Source organism: Acinetobacter sp. TUM15071, from assembly GCF_008980925.1.
Taxonomy (GTDB): domain Bacteria; phylum Pseudomonadota; class Gammaproteobacteria; order Pseudomonadales; family Moraxellaceae; genus Acinetobacter; species Acinetobacter dispersus.
On sequence record NZ_BKGB01000011.1, the window covers coordinates 117,634 to 136,037 of the forward strand.

Below are 18,404 nucleotides of genomic sequence, written 5' to 3' on the forward strand. Positions count from 1 at the left end.
CTCCACCATTCTTTTGATTAAAATCATCTACCATCAGGTGGATAGAGTATTATTTTGAGTCAAACTCATATGTCACAAGCCATAGATTTCCAGAAAAGCGCATTAGAAACATTGCGTGTCGAACAACAAGCCATCGAAGTCCTTGCTGCACAAATTGATGAACGTTTTGATGTTGCATGTGAAATACTTTTGCAATGCAAAGGGCGTGTTGTGATTACAGGTATGGGCAAATCTGGTCATATTGGCCGTAAAATGGCTGCTACCTTCGCATCGACAGGTACACCATCATTCTTTATGCATCCCGGTGAAGCTGGGCATGGTGACCTTGGGATGTTGGTACGAGGTGATGTACTTATTGCGATTTCAAACTCGGGGAAGAGCGATGAAATCATGATGTTGATGCCATTAATCAAACACTTAGAAGTACCGTTAATTACCATCAGCCGTGATGATAAAGGGCCGATGCCACAAAATGCGGACGTTGTCTTGACTCTGGGTGAGGCTGATGAAGCATGTCCACTTGGTTTGGCTCCAACTTCAAGCACAACCGCAACTTTAGTTTTGGGTGATGCCCTTGCTGTGGCATTGTTGGAAGCACGTGGATTTACCGCAGATGACTTTGCACGCTCACACCCTGCGGGAGCATTAGGTAAACGTTTGCTCTTGCATGTAAAGCATTTGATGCATACGGGTGATGAACTCCCTAAAGTTCGACCTGATACGCCAATGAACAAAGTGCTCTATGAAATTTCTGACAAGCGTTTAGGTTTAACCACCATTGTCGATGAAAATGACACATTGTTGGGTATTTTTACGGACGGAGATTTGCGTCGAATGATTGATCAGCAACAAGGCTTTGATGTAAATCTGCCTGTTTCTGAAGTCATGACCAAAAGTCCTTTAACGATTTCTCAGGAAGCCCGTGCGGTCAAAGCATTGGAAAAAATGCATGAGAAAAAAGTGAATCAATTTGTTGTTGTTGATGATACCAATAAAGTGATTGGTGTGATTAGTATGCATGACCTTATTCAGGCAGGAGTAAATTAAGCCATGGCATCTTATGCTTTACAAGAACAAGCACGTCATTTACAAGCATTGGTGCTTGATGTGGATGGAATCTTAAGCGATGGCTTTGTTACTTTAACCAATTCAGGTGATGAGCTTAAATCATTTGATATCCGTGATGGCTTAGGAATGAAATTGGTCCAAAAAGCGGGTATGAAAGTTATTATTATCACGGGACGTAAAAGTCAGATTGTTGAAAAACGCATGTCTGATCTCGGCGTCGATCTGATCTTTCAAGGGCGTGAGGACAAAGGAGTCGCATTGCGTGAAGCTTGCGCTCAATTGGGATTATTGCCTGAAGAGTGTATTTATATGGGTGATGATTGGCCTGATTTATCTGCATTCGCGATTGCGGGTATGAAAGTGACTGTACCGAATGGACATGAAGAAGTACGCCGTCGTGCTAACTTGGTGACTCAAGCGATGGGTGGCCGTGGGGCAGTGCGTGAGGTATGCGATATGTTGTTGATGGCAAAAGGTGTTTACCAAGAACTGCTTGAAAAATATCTTGCGGTACCACATTAATATAGTGTTGATTTGCTCAAAGGTTAGGTAACCCTGTTTATGGATACCAAAATTTTATATGTTGTTGCTGTTGCCGTTGCTGCTGTCAGTGGTGGCTATTACTATTACAGCGGCAAAGCAAAAAAGCTGGATGTCGATTCTGCAAAGAATATGACGTATTCAGCACAGGGTGTTCATTTAACCCAAACGGATGAGCAAGGTAATTTGTATATCCGAGCTGAAGTCAAACAGTTGCAACAAAATATGCAATTGAAAACATCTAAGCTTGATCAACTGAATGCGGTAATGTACAAACAGGGCAAACCTGACGCAACGTTTTATGCAAAACAAGCCAATGGTTTTGATGACAACAGTAAAGTCATATTACTTGGCGATGTCGTTGCGACAAAATTGTCCGATCAGGGAAACAAAATGGAGTTTCATACGGATGAACTCACAGGTTACCCAAAAACAAGAGAGCTTGAAACGCAGCATCAGGTTACGGTTCAATCGCCGTCAGCTGAGTTTGTGAGTCAAGGTCTAAAGGCTAATTTAAATAATGGTCAATATGAATTTTATAAAATTCGAGGAAAGTATGCGCCAAGTTCTTAATTCAAAATCTCGTTCTACTTTCCTGAAACAAGTCACTTGTATTGCCGTTGTTGCGCTTTCTTCTACGGCTAGCTTTGCATTGCCATCAGATCGTAATCAACAGCTTTCTTTGGTTGCTGATCGCGCAACATATAACGATAAAAGTGGTGTGACCACTTACACGGGCAATGTTGTGATTGAGCAAGGTACGATGAAGCTTCAGGCTGACTCGATTGTGGCAAATTTAAATAGCAAAAAAGAGATTCAAATTATCACAGCGAAAGGGCAGCCAGCAAAATTCCAGCAGCAAATGGATGCTAATAAGGGTTTAGCTCGTGGCGAAGCACAGACAATCGTGTATAACGCGGATACGGGTATTCTTACCTTAACTGGTAAGGCTTATCTGTTGCAGGATGGCTCAAGTATTCGTGGTAATAGCTTAAAATACAGCATGAACAAAGGTGATGTTGAAGCACAAGGTTCTTCAAGCAATCGTGTGCAAATTATTATTCCACCTTCAAGTTCAAAAAGTTTTCCAGGGGCGCGTGATTAATGGAACAATCGGTGCAGCAACCGCAAACGCTTTGTATTAAGCACTTAGCCAAAAACTACAGTAAACGTTGGGTGGTAAAAGATGTGTCTTTTACCATGCAAAGTGGACAGATTGTGGGTTTGCTTGGACCGAATGGTGCTGGTAAAACCACAAGCTTTTACATGGTCGTTGGTCTTGTTCGTATGGACAAAGGCGAGATTCATTTAGATAACCTTGATTTGTCTGATCTTGCGATGCATGAGCGTGCGCGTAAGGGCATTGGTTATCTGCCTCAAGAAGCTTCAATCTTTAGAAAGTTGACGATTGCTGAAAACATCATGGCAATTTTAGAAACACGTAAAGATTTGAATAAGCAACAGCGTCAGCAACGCCTCAATGAATTATTAAATGATTTTAAAATCAATCATATTAAAGATTCATTAGGAATGAGCGTGTCAGGTGGTGAGCGTCGTCGTGCTGAAATTGCACGTGCTCTAGCAGCTGATCCAAAGTTTATGTTACTAGATGAACCTTTTGCAGGGGTTGACCCAATCTCTGTTGGTGATATCAAAGATATTATCCAGACGCTTAAAGATCGTGGGATTGGTGTTTTGATTACTGACCATAACGTTCGCGAAACTTTAGCAATTTGTGAAAAAGCTTATATTGTGAGTGAAGGGTCTGTAATTGCAGAGGGCACACCACAAGAAATTCTAGATAATGAGCAAGTACGTAAAGTGTATTTAGGTGATGACTTCGTCGTTTAAATCAACCGATTGTCACTTTTAAAAGGAGAACCGTAAGGTTCTTTTTTTATGTCTAAATTTTAAAAATCTTGAATCGTCTAAAAGGAAATATGCCAATTTTAAAATAATATGTTGATAGATAACTATTTTATAAATTTAATTATCTTGGCATAATCTATAAAAATGTGAACTGATTTACAAAAATATACACATATCTAGCGACTAAATTGTGTGTCGAACGTAGTGTTTTTTATAAAAAAATGCTTAAAATGAAAATGCTGAAATGATAACAATACGAAAAAAATATGAACTTGCAGAATGATATAAAAGTGAATAATGGATCATGGAAAAAAAGTATGGATTTTAAGTGGTTACTTTATGTAGCAACCTTATCTGTGCCAATGACTCATGCAACAACACCAAGTGAACAGTATCACACTTTAAAGAACAATATTTCTAAGCTTTTTGTCCCCAAAAGTAGTGATGAGTTTAAAGTGGCTCAAATGCAGAAATTGAGTAATTTCTCTGTAGATGCCTCACTGGGCAGTGATTTGCCAGTTGTTGGTTCTGGACGTCCACAAGATACGGCTCCTGCCGCTTTTTGGCAAAATCAACGGAAAGTATTGAAAGATGCCGTACAGATTGCTGTACAGCGTAATCCTGAAATTTCTCAGGGAATTGCAGCACTGGCTTCGCAAAATGCAAATATTGACGTTGCAAAGGCGGGTTACTACCCACAAGTGGGTGGCGGAATAAGTACAGGTGACTTAGGTAAAAAAAGTACGCGTGGTCAACAGTTACTGACCTTAAGCGCAACTCAAATGATCTATGACTTTGGCAAAGTTAAATCGGGAGTGGATGTCGAAAAAGCTAAAGTTTTAGTTGGACAAGCCAATGTGCTGGTAAAAATTGATGATATTTCCTTAGATGCCGCACAAACCATCATTAATATTCAGCGTTATCAAAAGCTAATCCAAATTGCCAATCAGCAGATTGCAGGGATTAAACGTATTCAAGAAATGGCAAACCTGCGAGCAAATGCAGGAATTAGTAGTCAGGCCGATCCAATACAAGCACAATCATATTTGCAGTCTGCGCAATCCGCGATGATCGCGCAACAATCCTTATTGGGCCAATATCAGCAACATTTGTATACCTTGTTAGGATTTGATGCACGTAATACACAATGGGCGATTTCAGATGAGTTTGTGAAACAGTCCGATTTATATGCAGCACCGCAGTTTAATACCATTCCACAAATGATTGCAGCGCAGGCCGGAATTGAAGTGGCACGTAATCAAAAATTACAGACACAGGTAAGTAATTATCCAACACTCGCTTTAAAAGGCGAACTGAGTCAGGCTTTGCATGGACGAAATCCAGGCAATGATAAAGAGGGTGGCTTTGATAGTGCTATTATGTTTGAAGCCAGTAGCCAGTTTTATCAAGGGGGAGCAACCTCCTCGAAAACAAGAGCTGCCAGTTTTGCTGAAGAGGCAGCAAAAGCACAGGTGAATGCAGTTTATTTAAAAGTACTGGATCAGATCAGAACCAGTCGAGAACAAATTGAAAATAAGCAACGCCAAATGCAGGTGTTGGCAGGACAACAAGCAACAACAATACGAACCCGAGAACTTTATCAAGAACAATATAAATTGGGAACACGAACTTTGGTCGATCTGCTCAATGCAGAACAGGCGATTCATAGTGCGAATTCAGAGGCAGAAACAGCACGTTATGACATTTACAGCAGTATCGCACAGTATATTGCTGCAACAGGACGTTCTCGGCAGGCCTATGACCTCAATAATATAAAAATTCAAGGATTTGAGGTACAACCATGATTACAAAAATAACTTATCAGCCATGGTTACAAGCAATTTTAACCATTGCCAAGCATTATCGAATTGAACCCTCTGAGGAACGGATTCGCTTACAACTCGACTGGAACCAGAACCAAAATTTGGATGAAGTTTTGGTACTCATCAGTCGACAGATTGGTTTAAACCTAAGAAAAGTTGCTTTTACCAATGAGGTGATCAACCCTTGGAGATTACCTGTTCTTGTAGAATTGGCTGATGGACAAGTCGGCGTAATTGATAAGGCTGATGGAGCGGGTCATGTCAGTATCCAGCTTAGTGGTGATCAAGGCTTATCACAGAAATTTGCAGTCGGTGCGTTAAAACATATTATTAAAAATGTATATGTACTACGTCCTGAACAGTCTGTGCCTGATGCACGTGTTGATGAATACATCAAACCCTTTGAGCAAAGCTGGTTCTGGTCGATTGTATTGCAAGACTGGAAACGCTATATCGATATCATGCTGGCGTCGATGATTGCGAATATTCTGGCATTAGCAACGATCATATTTTCCATGCAAGTCTATGACCGTGTGGTGCCATCACAATCAGTTCCTACGCTTTGGGTACTGGCAGGTGGTGTACTGATTGCGGCCATTTTTGAGTTTGTGTTAAGACTATCCCGTGTTTACATTTCCGACATTATAGGTAAACGTGCGGATCTACGCATTTCAGATCGTGTTTTTGGTCATGCACTAAGAATTAAAAACAGCGAACGCTCTAAATCAACAGGAACTTTTATTTCACAAATTCGTGAATTAGAGGGTGTGCGTGAGCTGGTTACCTCAACAACGATGGGTGCAATTGCAGATTTACCATTCTTCTTCTTATTCCTTGCGATTTTTGCGGTGATTGGCGGCAACTTATTCTGGGTGATGTTATTGGTTGTTCCTTTAATGATTTTACCTGCGATTTTGGCTCAAAAGAAATTGGCACAGTTGGCACAAGAAGGGATGCGCGAATCTTCGATTCGTAATGCAATCTTGGTTGAAGCAGTGCAAGGGATTGAAGATATTAAGTTATTGCGTGCGGAGTCTCGTTTCCAAAATCAGTGGAATCACATGAATGAAGTGTCTGCTGATATCAGTATGCAGCAGCGCAAGATTGTGGGTGTGCTCACTGCTTGGACACAAAAAATTCAGGGATTAACGTATGCTGCTGTGATTTTGGTTGGTTGTTTTGCAGTCATGAAAGGAGATATGACGACTGGTGCATTGGTTGCTTGTTCGATTTTATCTTCTCGTATGTTGGCACCGATTTCACAAATCACAGGAATTTTAGGCCGTTTACAACAGGCTAAAGTAGCGAAAAAAGGCCTTGATGAGTTGATGAAGAAACCAGTCGATCAGGCCGATCAAGCACACTTGGTTCATAAAGAAGTATTGCATGGTGACTACGAACTGAAAAATGTTGCATTTCAATATACTGAAGATGATCCACGACCAAGCCTTGCAATTCCTCATCTTAAAATTCGTGCAGGTGAACGTATTGCGGTCTTGGGGCGTAATGGTGCGGGTAAATCAACACTCTTGCAGATTTTATCTGCGATGCAATTTCCAAATGCAGGTTCAGTACATTTAGATGATTTGGATATTAGCTTGATTGACCCTGCTGATGTTCGTCGCGATATGGGCTTACTGAATCAAAACTCGCATTTATTTTATGGCACCATTCGTGAAAACTTGACCCTTGGTGCGCCTTTAGCACGTGATGAAGACATCTTAAAAGCCCTGAAAGTTACTGGAGCACTCAGCTTTGTACATGAGAAGAAAGAAGGGTTGGACCATTTGGTTTTAGAAGGGGGCGTTGGCTTTTCTGGAGGACAAAGACAAGCTTTATTATTAGCACGTCTATTAATTCGTCAACCGAACATCTTATTGTTGGATGAGCCGACAGCTGCGATTGATGATGTGGCTGAGAAACAACTGATTGATCATTTGAGAACTTGGTTAGGCTATCGAACTTTAGTCGTTGCAACGCACCGACGTGCTGTCTTGGAATTGGTTGATCGAATTATTGTCATGAATGAAGGCAAAATTGTCATGGATGGACCAGTAGACCAAGTTTTACAACAATCATCTATAAAACAAAAAATAGTTTAATATTTAGAGGAAAATGTATGAGTGAACAACAACAAAACAGCAGTCGTCCAATGAATGTAACTTATAAGGAACCTAAGTTACCTCGTTCGACACTCGTTGTTTGGATGATTGGGATTGGCTTACTTTCTCTCTTAATCTGGGCGTGGTTATTTAATCTAGAAGAAGTTTCAACAGGTACTGGTAAGGTTATTCCATCTTCAAAAGAGCAAATTATTCAATCACTCGAAGGGGGAATTCTCACCAAGCTAGATGTGAATGAAGGAGACATCGTTGAAAAGGGGCAAGTGCTTGCACAGCTTGATCCTACTCGCCTTGCATCAAATGTTGGGGAATCTAAATCTTTATTGATTTCTGCGCAGGCAACCGCAGCGCGTTTACGTGCTGAAGTAAATGGTACACCTTTAAGCTTCCCTGAAGAAGTTCAAAAAAATCCTAAGCTTGTACAGGAAGAGACGGCACTCTATGTATCACGCCGTGCCAATTTAGACCAGTCCATTGAGGGGTATGAACAGGCCGCTAAACTGGTAAGACAAGAGCTTGCGATGACTGAACCCTTGGTCGCAAAAGGAGCAGCCAGTGAGGTTGAAGTATTGCGTTTAAAGCGAGAAGCTAACGATTTAAACAATAAAATCAATGACACACGAAATCAATATTATGTAAAGGCTCGCGAAGAATTATCTAAGGCCAATACGGATATACAAACTCAACAACAAGTGGTGAACGGTCGTAATGACAGCTTGTCACGTGCAGTATTTAAAGCGCCTGTACGTGGTGTCGTGAAAGAAATTGATGTCACAACATTAGGAGGGGTCATTCCTCAAAATGGTAAGCTCATGACGATTGTCCCTTTAGAGGATAAGTTGCTGATTGAAGCGCGTATTTCACCACGAGATATTGCTTTTATCCATCCAGGGCAAGAAGCCTTAGTCAAAATCACAGCCTATGATTATTCTATTTATGGTGGTCTAAATGGTAAGGTTACTGTGATTTCACCAGATACCATTCGTGATGAGGTGAAGCAGGATCAATTCTATTATCGTGTGTATATTCGTACTGACTCAGACCGTTTATACAACAAAGCCGGTAAAACTTTCAGCATTACCCCAGGTATGGTGGCAACTGTTGATATTCGTACTGGACAAAAAACCATTATGGATTACTTGTTGAAACCGTTTAATAAAGCCAAAGAAGCTTTACGCGAACGCTAATTTACCATTGATAAAAAACCTCGCATCATGCGAGGTTTTTTATTTGTGCTGTAAAAAGCTATAATCACGTTTTAAATTTTTATTTATGTTCTATGCCATTCACCCTTGCCAGTTCGGTAACTTTTGAAGAAGACATTAAAAAAAGTCGTTTCCAAGCGATCGCAGCAGTTGTTGAAAATGAACAACAAGTGAAAAGTTTTTTAGAACAAAACAAAGACTTGTCCACCACGCATCAATGCTGGGCATGGAAGATCGGCCATCATGTCCGTTTTAATGATGATGGCGAGCCTTCAGGAACAGCAGGGCGGCCAATACTTGCCACCATTGAAGGTAATGATTTAACCAATGTGATTGTATTGGTGAATCGTTGGTATGGTGGAATTAAACTGGGTACAGGTGGTTTGGTTCGTGCCTACGGTGGTTGCGCAGGACAATGTTTGCTCTTGGCAGAAAAAATCGAATTGATTGAAAAGAAAGAAATTCGTTTTGCGTGTTTGTTCAATGAATGGGCGATTATGCAATATGAGCTGATGCAGCAACAGATCGAGTATCAAGAACAATATACCGAAACAGGTGTCGTGATTGAGGCGCGAGTTCAAGTGCATCAAATTGAGCCATTAAGGTTAAAACTGCAAGATGTGAGTAGAGGACGTGAGCAACTGAAAGTCCTAGAGGAACAGGCACATGATGAATGATCCTTTATTAAAATACCGAGAGCAGCATAAGCATCGTTTGAACTATATGCCGTGGTTATATTGGACTTTAAAACCCAAACATCGCGAATGGGCTGAAGCATGGCAAGCCGAGTACCAAGCCTATTTGATGGATATGGAAACGGTTGAAATCGGTCAAAACTGCTTTATTTCACCCTTGGCCCATATCTTTGCTGAACGTGGTCGCAAGATCAGTATCGGAGATAATACCTTTATTGCTGCAGATTGTACTTTGCATGGCCCTTTAGAAATTGGCAATGAAGTGGCAATTAACCATCATTGTATTTTGGATGGCGGTCGTACAGGGATTAAGTTGCATGATCAAGTTCGAATTGCGGCTTATAGTCATCTATATGCATTTGATCATGGGATGGAAATGGATCGTCCGATCTATCAACAACCTGTTACGTCTAAAGGCATTGAGATTGGTCGAGATGTCTGGCTAGGAGCACACGTTGGAATTAAAGATGGAATCAAAATTGGCGATCATGCTGTAGTGGGAATGAACAGTATGGTGACCAAAAATGTTGAGGATTATGCAGTGGTTGCAGGGAACCCCGCAAAATTAATTCGTTACCGAAGCGAATAAAAAAGTGTATGAGATTCGATACATAAATTTAACCCACCATGCTTTTATCTATGTTAAGTTAAAAATAAGTAGAAGACCTAAGGTACATACCTAGAGAGAGGCGAAAATGAACCGTGTAATTGCATGTATTGATTCTTCACCCTGCATTGATGCTGTTGCAGAAGCCGCAGTATGGGTTGCGAAACAAACGCAAAGAGAGTTGGTACTGTTGCAAATCTTGGACTATTACCCAGCTAGTTATCATTTAGGTGAAATCAGTGGCGTGATTGGCTTTGAAAGCAATGCCATGCTGCTCAAAGAACTTGCAGAGTTGGAACAGAAACAAAGTGAGTTAGCGCTCGATTATAGTAATAATTTACTCAAACACATTTCCGAATTGATTGAAAAACAATACGGCCTAACGAGCACCAAAATTCAAGAAAAAGGCGACTTCCTAGAACAAAGCTTTAATCTTCTCAATGAAAATGATGTGGTGATTATCGGTCGAGTGGGTGAGCGTGCTGCTGAGAAGAACAAGCCAATTGGAAGTAATGTTGAAAACTTTATTCGTGGTGCAAATTGTACGGTTATTACTGTTGGGGAACATTTCCAGCCACCAAAACGCTTTATCTTTGCTTATGAATATTCACCGACCTGCCAAAAGATGTTGCAACGTATTGCACAAAGTGATTTGTTGAAAACATTACAATGCCATTTGCTTTATGTAGGTGATCACCCAGAAATGTTGGCTGAACCTGAAAAGTACCTCACTGATGCAGGTCTGGAAGTGGTTTCAGTCTATCGTTATGGTGATGTGGCACAAAATATTCTTGAATATCAAAGAGAACATGATATTCAATTGATTGTACTGGGTGCATTTAGCCACAGTAAAATTCACCAATTCTTCTTGGGCAGTATCACGACAACGATCTTCCGAAATGCAAATGTTCCACTATTAGTTGCTAAGTGATTCATTTTATTCCATATAGTTATCCGCAATTCCTGTGGATAACTGTATGGAAAAGCACTGGAGATAAATATAATTTGTTGATATTACACAACTAAATTAAATAGGTTGTTTTTTAATCTCTATTTTACGATTGCAATGGCAAAACCATCATGACCTTTTGAACCAACCGTTTGCAAAGCCGTGCAAGAAAGCAACTGAGGATGATCTTTCAAAGCCGTGAATGCTTCACGGATTCCTTCAATACTTGGTTTCTTATTATTTTCATCAATGATCGCACCTGCACGAATCACATTGTCTAATACAATGATTGTGCCTGGATGAGACAGTTTCAGACTGAGTTCAAAATATTCTCGGTAGCTTTGCTTATCGGCATCAATAAATATCAAATCAAATGCTTCGCTGCCTTCAGCAATCAGCTGATTCATGATATCTGCACCACGGCCTTTTTTGAGTTCGATGTTGGTTGGCATATTGGCATAGTCAATATTTTCCTGAGCAATGATGACGTGCGTATCACGTCCTTCAACCGTCAGTAGATAGCCATCTTCAGGAAGGGCTTTGGCTAGCCAAATGGTACTATATGCACCGAATGTACCGAGTTCTAATACGCGTTTGCATTGATTCATCTGAATCAACATTTGCAAAAACATGCCTTGATTAGGTGCAACAGCCAAATGATTAGAAAAGCCCTGAGTATCGGTATTGTCTAACGCATGTTGAAGTCTTGGGTCTGTGGGAATTAAATGTGAATTGATATAGTCATCAATCTCGGTCCACATCTGTTGCATAATCAAGTTTACCTATGAATCTGTTAGCTGCATTTTAAACATTTATGCTCAGAGTGCAATTTGATTGCTGTATGAATCATCATCATGAAACAAAAAAGAGATCATTTAGATCTCTTTTTATGGTGATATCTGTTTTAGAAATTACACATTGAACTGTTTCGAGTAAGGTCTGGCCCCCAAGTTCGATAGCCTTGGGTATCAATATGGATTTGACCAGAACTATATAAACCAATACCTAAATCTAGGCTTTGACCATGCTGCGCCCAAAATTGGCATAACTTGAATTTTGTTTGTTCAATAAAAGCATAGTCTTGTGGCTGAGGATATTCTGGCCCGATGCGGAAATCGATAGCCGAATTGAATAAGTGCTTTGAAGAACCTGCACCACCAGCACACTGGTTTAGTGGTAAATCACGATAGACTGAAGTAACTTCAAAATCCGTTAAGACTTTTGCTGCGACAAGATATTTAAAGACACGTAAGGTTGGAAGGGCATTTCCCCATAACTCACGGTTAGGCACCATATATTCTGAACGACCGCATTTTTGCCAGTCTCGTGCAGTACGTAGCAACTCAAAACTTGGAACAATATGGGCTACATTATTACGGTTTAGGAATTGCTCGTATTCACGGACACGTGCATAGTTGTCGCCTTGATTGAGCCATTGGCGGTAAGAGGCTGGTTCAACTTTATTGGGAATTGGGCGTGTAAAAGTGACTTGTTCTTGTGGGATATAAATTCTTTTACCTTGGTTTTGATTTACTTTTGTTGTGGAGCTGGTACAACCCACCATCATCACAGGGATGATAAATAATGATAATAGACCCTGTAATTTATTTCGCATCATAAAAAGGCAGTTCAAATCTGTAGGCGTATTATTTTAATGCAAAATAGCGCATGAATAATGATGTAATTGCAAAGAAATGTGTGATTCAGGTATAAAAAAGGCCAGTATTACTGGCCATTTCAATTATTTTTCTAAATATTGTAGTTTGTCTGGTTTGCCATTCCAATCTTCACGGTCAGCTGGTTGTTCACCAATTTGCGTGATGTTATTACCCGCCCATTTTTCTGATAATTCAGCATTGAGCTCGATAAAGACTTCTTGACCTTCTGGTAATTCATCTTCAGAGAAGATTGCATTTGCAGGGCATTCAGGTTCACAGAGTGCACAATCAATACATTCATCTGGATTGATTACAAGGAAGTTAGGACCTTCGTAGAAGCAGTCAACAGGACAAACTTCAACACAATCTTGATATTTACATTTAATACAATTTTCAGTGACAACGAAGGTCATGGCGGCAGCTACCTAAAAAATATGGTTTTCATCTTCAATGGTGTATTTTAGGCAAAAAAGACCGACATAAACAATTCCTTTTATTGATATTTATTATTCGTATCAATGAAATGGACTTATTTATATGACTTTTGTTGATAATAACTCTCAAAAACAGACTTAATGACTCGATTTGTGTCTCTTTTTTAAGCCGCCACCATCTTGTTTATTGACGGTTGCCCAAGCAATACGTTCAGCTTCTTCCTGAGAGTGGCCTTGTTGCAATTCACTTTCCTCAATGTGCTTCGCTTGCCTTTTCTGTTTTGCTGTATAAGCAGATTTATCACCACGAGACATGATTTTTTCCTCTACATATATGGTTTTGATACAGGAATAGCATGGTTGGCAGGGTGAGTCGGTGAGCAATTGTTCCTTTTAAGCGCAGCTATGTAAAGAAGCTCTATCATTCATGATAGAGCTTCTTCGGGTAGATCAACTTTCAAGTGTTTGAGTTGTCTTATATAAAGCTTTCAATTGATAAAGTTGTTCAAGTGCCTGACGTGGTGTCAGGTCATCTACATCAATATTTTGTAACAACTCTAATGCAGGAGATTTTGCTTCAACCTCAATCACTTTCTCAACGACTTGAGTTTCGATCTCATGTTCAACAGCACTAAACAAATCATTTTGCACGCTACTTTGCAAATGTTGATGCTGTTGTTTTTCTAGAATCTTCAAGCGTTTTTGTGCTTCTTTAATCACGTTGGCAGGAATACCTGCTAATTTGGCAACTTGTAAACCATGACTTTGGCTGGCAGGGCCATGTTGAACTTTATGCAGCAAAATTAAATTACCGTTCAGTTCTTGGGCGGTAACATGATAGTTATCAATGCCCGCTTCGCTACCCAATTCAGTCAACTCAAAGTAATGTGTTGCGAATAGGCAGAGGCATTTAACCCGTTTGGTTAAATCAACAACGCAAGCCCAAGCCAAAGAAAGACCGTCATAGGTACTGGTACCACGACCAACCTCATCCATCAGCACTAAAGACTGACTGGTGGCATGGTGCAGGATCTGAGAAGTTTCAGTCATCTCGACCATAAAGGTAGATTTACCTGTCGATAAATCATCAGCAGAACCAATACGAGTAAAGATACGGTCAATCGAACCCAGTTTTGCTGATTTAGCAGGTACAAAACTACCGCAATACGCAAGCAGACTAATCAAGGCAGTCTGACGCATAAAGGTCGATTTACCGCCCATGTTTGGCCCTGTAATAATCGCCATACGGTGTTGGCTATCTAGGAAGGTATCATTCGGTGTAAAAGGTGCCTTATTTAAAGCTTCAACAACAGGGTGGCGACCTGCCTGAATTTTGATACTGGTTTCAGGCGTATATTCTGGTCTAGCCCAATTGTTGAGTCGAGCTTGATGTGCAAAGTTTGCAAGCACATCAATATAGGCAATTGCAGCACTCATCATCTGCAAATGCGCAATTTTTTGACGCAATTCATCGAGTAATGATTCAAACAAAAGTTTTTCACGGGCGAGGGCACGTGATTCGCTAGAAAGAACTTTATCTTCAAAGCCTTTCAGTTCTGGCGTGATATAACGCTCAGCATTTTTGAGGGTTTGACGACGAATATAGTCTGCTGGTGCTTGTTCTGCCTGCGCACGAGTGAGTTCAATATAATAACCACTGACACGGTTGTAGCCGATTTTCAGGGTATTGATCCCAGTACGTTCGCGCTCTTTAATTTCCAAGTCAATCAGGAATTGCCCAGCATGATCACGGATTTTACGTAACTCATCTAGTTCTTCATCATAACCTTCTGCAATTACATTGCCATCACGTAACAATACGGGAGGGCTTTCAACAATTGCAGCCATCAAATGTTGATGCAGGCTCTTAAAGTCGCCAAGCTCTTCATCTAATTGAACTAATAACTTAGATTGCTGGGTTTTTAAAACAGGATCTAAGGCGTGGCGTAGGAAAGGGATTTGTGCACAAGCTTGACGCAGTTGTACTAAATCTCGTGGACGAGCGCTGCCTAGCGCAACACGACTCAGTACACGTTCAATATCGCCAATTTCTTTTAAAACTAGACGAAGCGGTGATTCATGATAGCCCTTTAACAATTGTTCGGTTGCATCAAGACGCGCATCTAAAACCGCAGTGTCACGAATAGGCTGCATTAACGTGCGGCTCAGTAAGCGTCCGCCCATCGCTGTTTGGCAGTCATTAATCAATTGGAACAGCGATGTACCATGATCAAACAACGGTTCAATAATTTCTAAATTACGACGCGTGATTGGATCAAGTGCAATGAAGTCTGTACTTTGTTCAATTTGAATTGAACGAATATGCGGTAAAGCTGTTTTTTGGGTTTCTTTGGCATAGTGAATCAATGCCGCGGCGGCTGCTTTCGCGAGTGGAATCGGATCTAATCCAAACCCAGATAACGTTGAAACACTCAACTGATCGCACAACGTTTTTTGCGCATTATTTAAATTAAAATCAACGTTTGGACGTTTGGTGATTGGACAGTCCAGATTTTTCTTAATCTGTTCAATAATATTTTTATCAATAAGATCTTCGTCAATGAGGATTTCGCTTGGCATTAAACGCGCCAGCTCTATTGCAAGTTGTTCCGGTTTATAGTCTTGTTGTTGAACTTTAAAAATACCTGCGCTCAAGTCGAGCAAAGCAAAACCAATTTGATTTTGTTGAATACATAGTGCGACTAGATTTGACGATTGATAGCTGCCAAGTAAGGCATCATCGGTTAAGGTTCCTGGCGTTAAAATACGGACAACTTTACGTTCTACAGGACCTTTGCCTGTGACTTCACCGACTTGTTCACAGATCGCGACAGTACGTCCAGCTTTGACTAAACGCGCGAGATAACCTTCTGCTGCATGATAAGGAACGCCAGCCATTGGAATCGGTTGACCACTGGCTTTGCCACGATGAGTCAGGGTAATACCTAAAAGTTTGGCTGCTAAATGCGCATCTTCAAAGAATAGCTCGTAAAAGTCACCCATACGGTAGAACAGCAATGCATGCTGATAGTCTGTTTTGACTTTGAGATACTGCTGCATCATCGGCGTATGAGATGAAAGGTCAGCCATGATTTCAGCGCTATTCATGTATGTTAAATCCTTAAATTTAAATAATAAATAAGTGTAATTTGAACGTTTGGCTGTCTCGCCAATTCTAACAGCCACTGTAAAATTCGACTTAATTGCGAAGGAAGTATACCTTTCCAAGGCTTTCTTTTCTGTCAAAATTGAGTCAACAGGGTATGAGAAATTAAATGACTTCCTCAGTCGCTCATCTTAACAAATTGAGAAAGATTCACAAAAAGGAATCCGCGATGTGTGAAGAAATAAACGGCAAAAGAATGGTACTCGATGAACTAGAGTAATCGGCCAAGTGTCGCCATAGCATTAAAATTGGTAAGCAAAAATAGCTTAGATTGTTTGCTTAGGTCTCTTTTAAATCTGAAAAATAATGTCCTTAATTGTTTGGTTTAATGGGTTTTATTGCGAATATCAGTGTTTAAAATGTGTAACAAATTATTCAAAAAATAATTAAACTATAAACTTTAATTCTGTATATCATGTTGATATTTAATTGATTTGTTCATCTTTATTTAGCTTATATATGATTCTTAAAAAAATAAACTCAATCCTGAAAGATTAGGCATAATCAGAGCAACTATTGTCAAAAAGGTCAACATAAATGGATCCCTCGCCGGGTACAAATTTAAAATACAATTTCATGACTCCTTGTTTTTGTTTAAGGAGTAAATAATGGAATTTTTATTAGATCCAGGGATTTGGGTAGGTTTGCTTACTCTGATCGTTTTAGAGATTGTTTTAGGGATTGATAATCTCGTCTTTATTGCCATTTTGGCAGATAAACTTCCTCCTTCCCAACGTGATAAAGCCAGAATCATTGGTTTATCTCTCGCATTGATTATGCGTTTGGGCTTATTGTTCGCTATTTCTTGGTTAGTCACCTTAACCAAACCGCTTATTTTTATTTTTGACTGGTCTTTTTCGGGACGTGATCTGATTCTTTTATTCGGTGGTTTATTCTTACTCTATAAGGCGGTAAGTGAATTACATGAACGGATGGAAGGCAAAGCGGAAGTCAAAATTACCACCAATGTGGTTTATGCGAGCTTCACCGCAGTTGTAGCGCAAATTGTCGTATTGGATGCCGTGTTCTCATTAGACTCGGTGATTACTGCCATTGGTATGGTGGATAATATCTACGTCATGATGGTGGCGATGGTTGTGGCCATGCTGGTGATGTTGCTTGCTTCTAAACCATTAACGGAGTTTGTGAATCGACACCCAACCGTCATCATTCTCTGCTTAAGCTTTTTACTGTTAATTGGTATTAGCTTAATTGCCGAAGGCTTTGGTTTCCATATTCCTAAAGGTTATATCTATTCGGGTATTGGTGTTGCGATTGTCATTGAGGCATTTAATCAGTTTACGCAACGTAACCGTTCCAAGCATGAGTCGAAGATTCCGTTACGGAATCGAACCGCAGATACGATTTTAAAGCTCATGGGTGGCAAGGCTGAAACCACTGCGACAAATCCGCAGCAACATTTGGAAGCGCAAGACACATTTGATGATCAAGAACGTTATATGATTGGTGGGGTATTAATGCTGGCAGAACGATCTGTCGCATCAATCATGACGCCACGTAGTCAAATATCGTGGATTAACATTGATGAAACGCCTGAGAAAATTCGAGAGCAGGTTTTATCTGTACCGCATAGCTTATTTCCAGTCTGTCGAGGCAGCTTAGACAAAGTTCTGAGTGTGGTTCGCGCCAAGGAAATTTTGGATGTGTTGGATGATGAAACGCAATTAAAATCTTTGATCAAAGCACAACGTCCGATTTTTATTTTTGAAAAAATGAAAGTGATTGATGTGATCAATACATTGCGAACTTCCAAAGGTTCATTGGTACTGGTCAATGATGAGTTTGGAAATGTGCAGGGTGTGATTTCACCTTTAGACGTTTTTGAAGCCATTGCGGGTGAGTTTCCAGATGCAGATGAACAGCTTGATTTGATTCAAGTTGATGAAAGCACTTGGAAAGCTTCAGGCACTTTAGATTTGTATCAACTTGAATTACAGTTAGGCGTCGATTTAGTCGATGAAGAGACCGCTTATATTACCGTGTCGGGACTTATTCTCGATAAAAGTAATGGCCTAGTGGAAGTCGGCTCAATGCTGGACTATCAGGACTTACAATTTGAAGTGGTCGAGATGGAGAGCAATCGGATTAAAACGGTAATGATTCGATTAAAGTAAATCATCTTGCTAAAAGCAGCGTTCAGGGTTTGATAAAATTTTGAACTCGAATATAAAAGTCTGAATCAGGGGAGTAGTTTGTGATCAACAGACTGCTCCTTTTTTAAATGTACAATAAGTAAAAAAGTAAAC

General features: G+C 40.2%; 17 protein-coding genes. 12 read left to right on the forward strand and 5 right to left on the reverse strand.

Features of this window, described 5'->3' with window-relative positions:
• Positions 1–69 precede the first annotated feature (69 nt).
• From GBI66_RS12130 to GBI66_RS12180, 11 genes are all read left to right on the forward strand, one after another.
• Positions 70–1,047: a KpsF/GutQ family sugar-phosphate isomerase gene (locus GBI66_RS12130; protein ID WP_151716271.1), complete on the forward strand. Its 978-nt coding sequence runs from the start codon at positions 70–72 to the stop codon at positions 1,045–1,047.
• A gap of 3 nt (positions 1,048–1,050) precedes the next feature.
• On the forward strand, positions 1,051–1,590 hold the full coding sequence (locus tag GBI66_RS12135) for an HAD family hydrolase (RefSeq protein WP_005295676.1): 540 nt from the start codon (positions 1,051–1,053) through the stop codon (positions 1,588–1,590).
• 39 nt (positions 1,591–1,629) lie between these two features.
• Positions 1,630–2,181 (forward strand): LPS export ABC transporter periplasmic protein LptC, encoded by a 552-nt coding sequence (gene lptC / locus GBI66_RS12140; RefSeq protein ID WP_005183495.1) that lies wholly within the window; start codon positions 1,630–1,632, stop codon positions 2,179–2,181.
• Positions 2,165–2,713, forward strand: coding sequence for a lipopolysaccharide transport periplasmic protein LptA (gene lptA / locus GBI66_RS12145; RefSeq protein WP_005183492.1), 549 nt, complete (start codon positions 2,165–2,167; stop codon positions 2,711–2,713). The genes lptC and lptA overlap by 17 nt, the downstream gene beginning before the upstream one ends.
• Complete coding sequence (gene lptB, locus GBI66_RS12150; protein ID WP_005183491.1) at positions 2,713–3,459, forward strand: LPS export ABC transporter ATP-binding protein; 747 nt, start codon at positions 2,713–2,715, stop codon at positions 3,457–3,459. Before lptA ends, lptB begins: the two co-directional genes overlap by 1 nt.
• Positions 3,460–3,794: 335 nt before the next feature.
• On the forward strand, positions 3,795–5,282 hold the full coding sequence (locus tag GBI66_RS12155; RefSeq protein WP_151716272.1) for a TolC family protein: 1,488 nt from the start codon (positions 3,795–3,797) through the stop codon (positions 5,280–5,282).
• Positions 5,279–7,402 carry a type I secretion system permease/ATPase gene (locus GBI66_RS12160; RefSeq protein ID WP_151716273.1) on the forward strand — a complete coding sequence of 708 codons (2,124 nt, stop codon included), beginning with the start codon at positions 5,279–5,281 and terminating at the stop codon, positions 7,400–7,402. The genes GBI66_RS12155 and GBI66_RS12160 overlap by 4 nt, the downstream gene beginning before the upstream one ends.
• A 17-nt stretch (positions 7,403–7,419) precedes the next feature.
• The gene (locus GBI66_RS12165) at positions 7,420–8,610 is read left to right on the forward strand and encodes an HlyD family type I secretion periplasmic adaptor subunit (RefSeq protein WP_005183484.1); all 1,191 of its coding nucleotides are present in this window, start codon (positions 7,420–7,422) and stop codon (positions 8,608–8,610) included.
• Between the two features lie 92 nt (positions 8,611–8,702).
• Complete coding sequence (locus GBI66_RS12170) at positions 8,703–9,305, forward strand: YigZ family protein (RefSeq protein ID WP_151716274.1); 603 nt, start codon at positions 8,703–8,705, stop codon at positions 9,303–9,305.
• Positions 9,295–9,912, forward strand: a complete 618-nt coding sequence (locus tag GBI66_RS12175) for a chloramphenicol acetyltransferase CAT (protein WP_005183479.1) — start codon at positions 9,295–9,297, stop codon at positions 9,910–9,912. Before GBI66_RS12170 ends, GBI66_RS12175 begins: the two co-directional genes overlap by 11 nt.
• A gap of 106 nt (positions 9,913–10,018) precedes the next feature.
• Entirely contained in the window at positions 10,019–10,861 is an 843-nt protein-coding gene (locus GBI66_RS12180; RefSeq protein ID WP_005183477.1) for a universal stress protein, read from the forward strand.
• 119 nt (positions 10,862–10,980) lie between these two features.
• On the opposite strand, the gene GBI66_RS12185 is transcribed toward GBI66_RS12180, so the two are convergent.
• The 5 genes from GBI66_RS12185 to mutS form a co-directional block, all read right to left on the reverse strand.
• Positions 10,981–11,649, reverse strand: a complete 669-nt coding sequence (locus GBI66_RS12185; protein WP_005183472.1) for an O-methyltransferase — start codon at positions 11,647–11,649, stop codon at positions 10,981–10,983.
• Between the two features lie 134 nt (positions 11,650–11,783).
• Positions 11,784–12,497, reverse strand: coding sequence for a hypothetical protein (locus tag GBI66_RS12190; RefSeq protein ID WP_005183462.1), 714 nt, complete (start codon positions 12,495–12,497; stop codon positions 11,784–11,786).
• A gap of 123 nt (positions 12,498–12,620) precedes the next feature.
• Positions 12,621–12,950: a ferredoxin FdxA gene (gene fdxA, locus GBI66_RS12195; protein ID WP_005145598.1), complete on the reverse strand. Its 330-nt coding sequence runs from the start codon at positions 12,948–12,950 to the stop codon at positions 12,621–12,623.
• A gap of 159 nt (positions 12,951–13,109) precedes the next feature.
• Complete coding sequence (locus tag GBI66_RS19460; protein WP_171494304.1) at positions 13,110–13,286, reverse strand: hypothetical protein; 177 nt, start codon at positions 13,284–13,286, stop codon at positions 13,110–13,112.
• Between the two features lie 135 nt (positions 13,287–13,421).
• A complete protein-coding gene (gene mutS / locus GBI66_RS12200) occupies positions 13,422–16,079 on the reverse strand; it encodes a DNA mismatch repair protein MutS (RefSeq protein WP_151716275.1) in 2,658 nt (885 codons plus the stop codon).
• Between the two features lie 666 nt (positions 16,080–16,745).
• Between mutS and GBI66_RS12205 the strand changes: the two genes are divergently transcribed.
• Positions 16,746–18,272, forward strand: a complete 1,527-nt coding sequence (locus tag GBI66_RS12205) for a TerC family protein (RefSeq protein ID WP_151716276.1) — start codon at positions 16,746–16,748, stop codon at positions 18,270–18,272.
• Positions 18,273–18,404 lie beyond the last annotated feature (132 nt).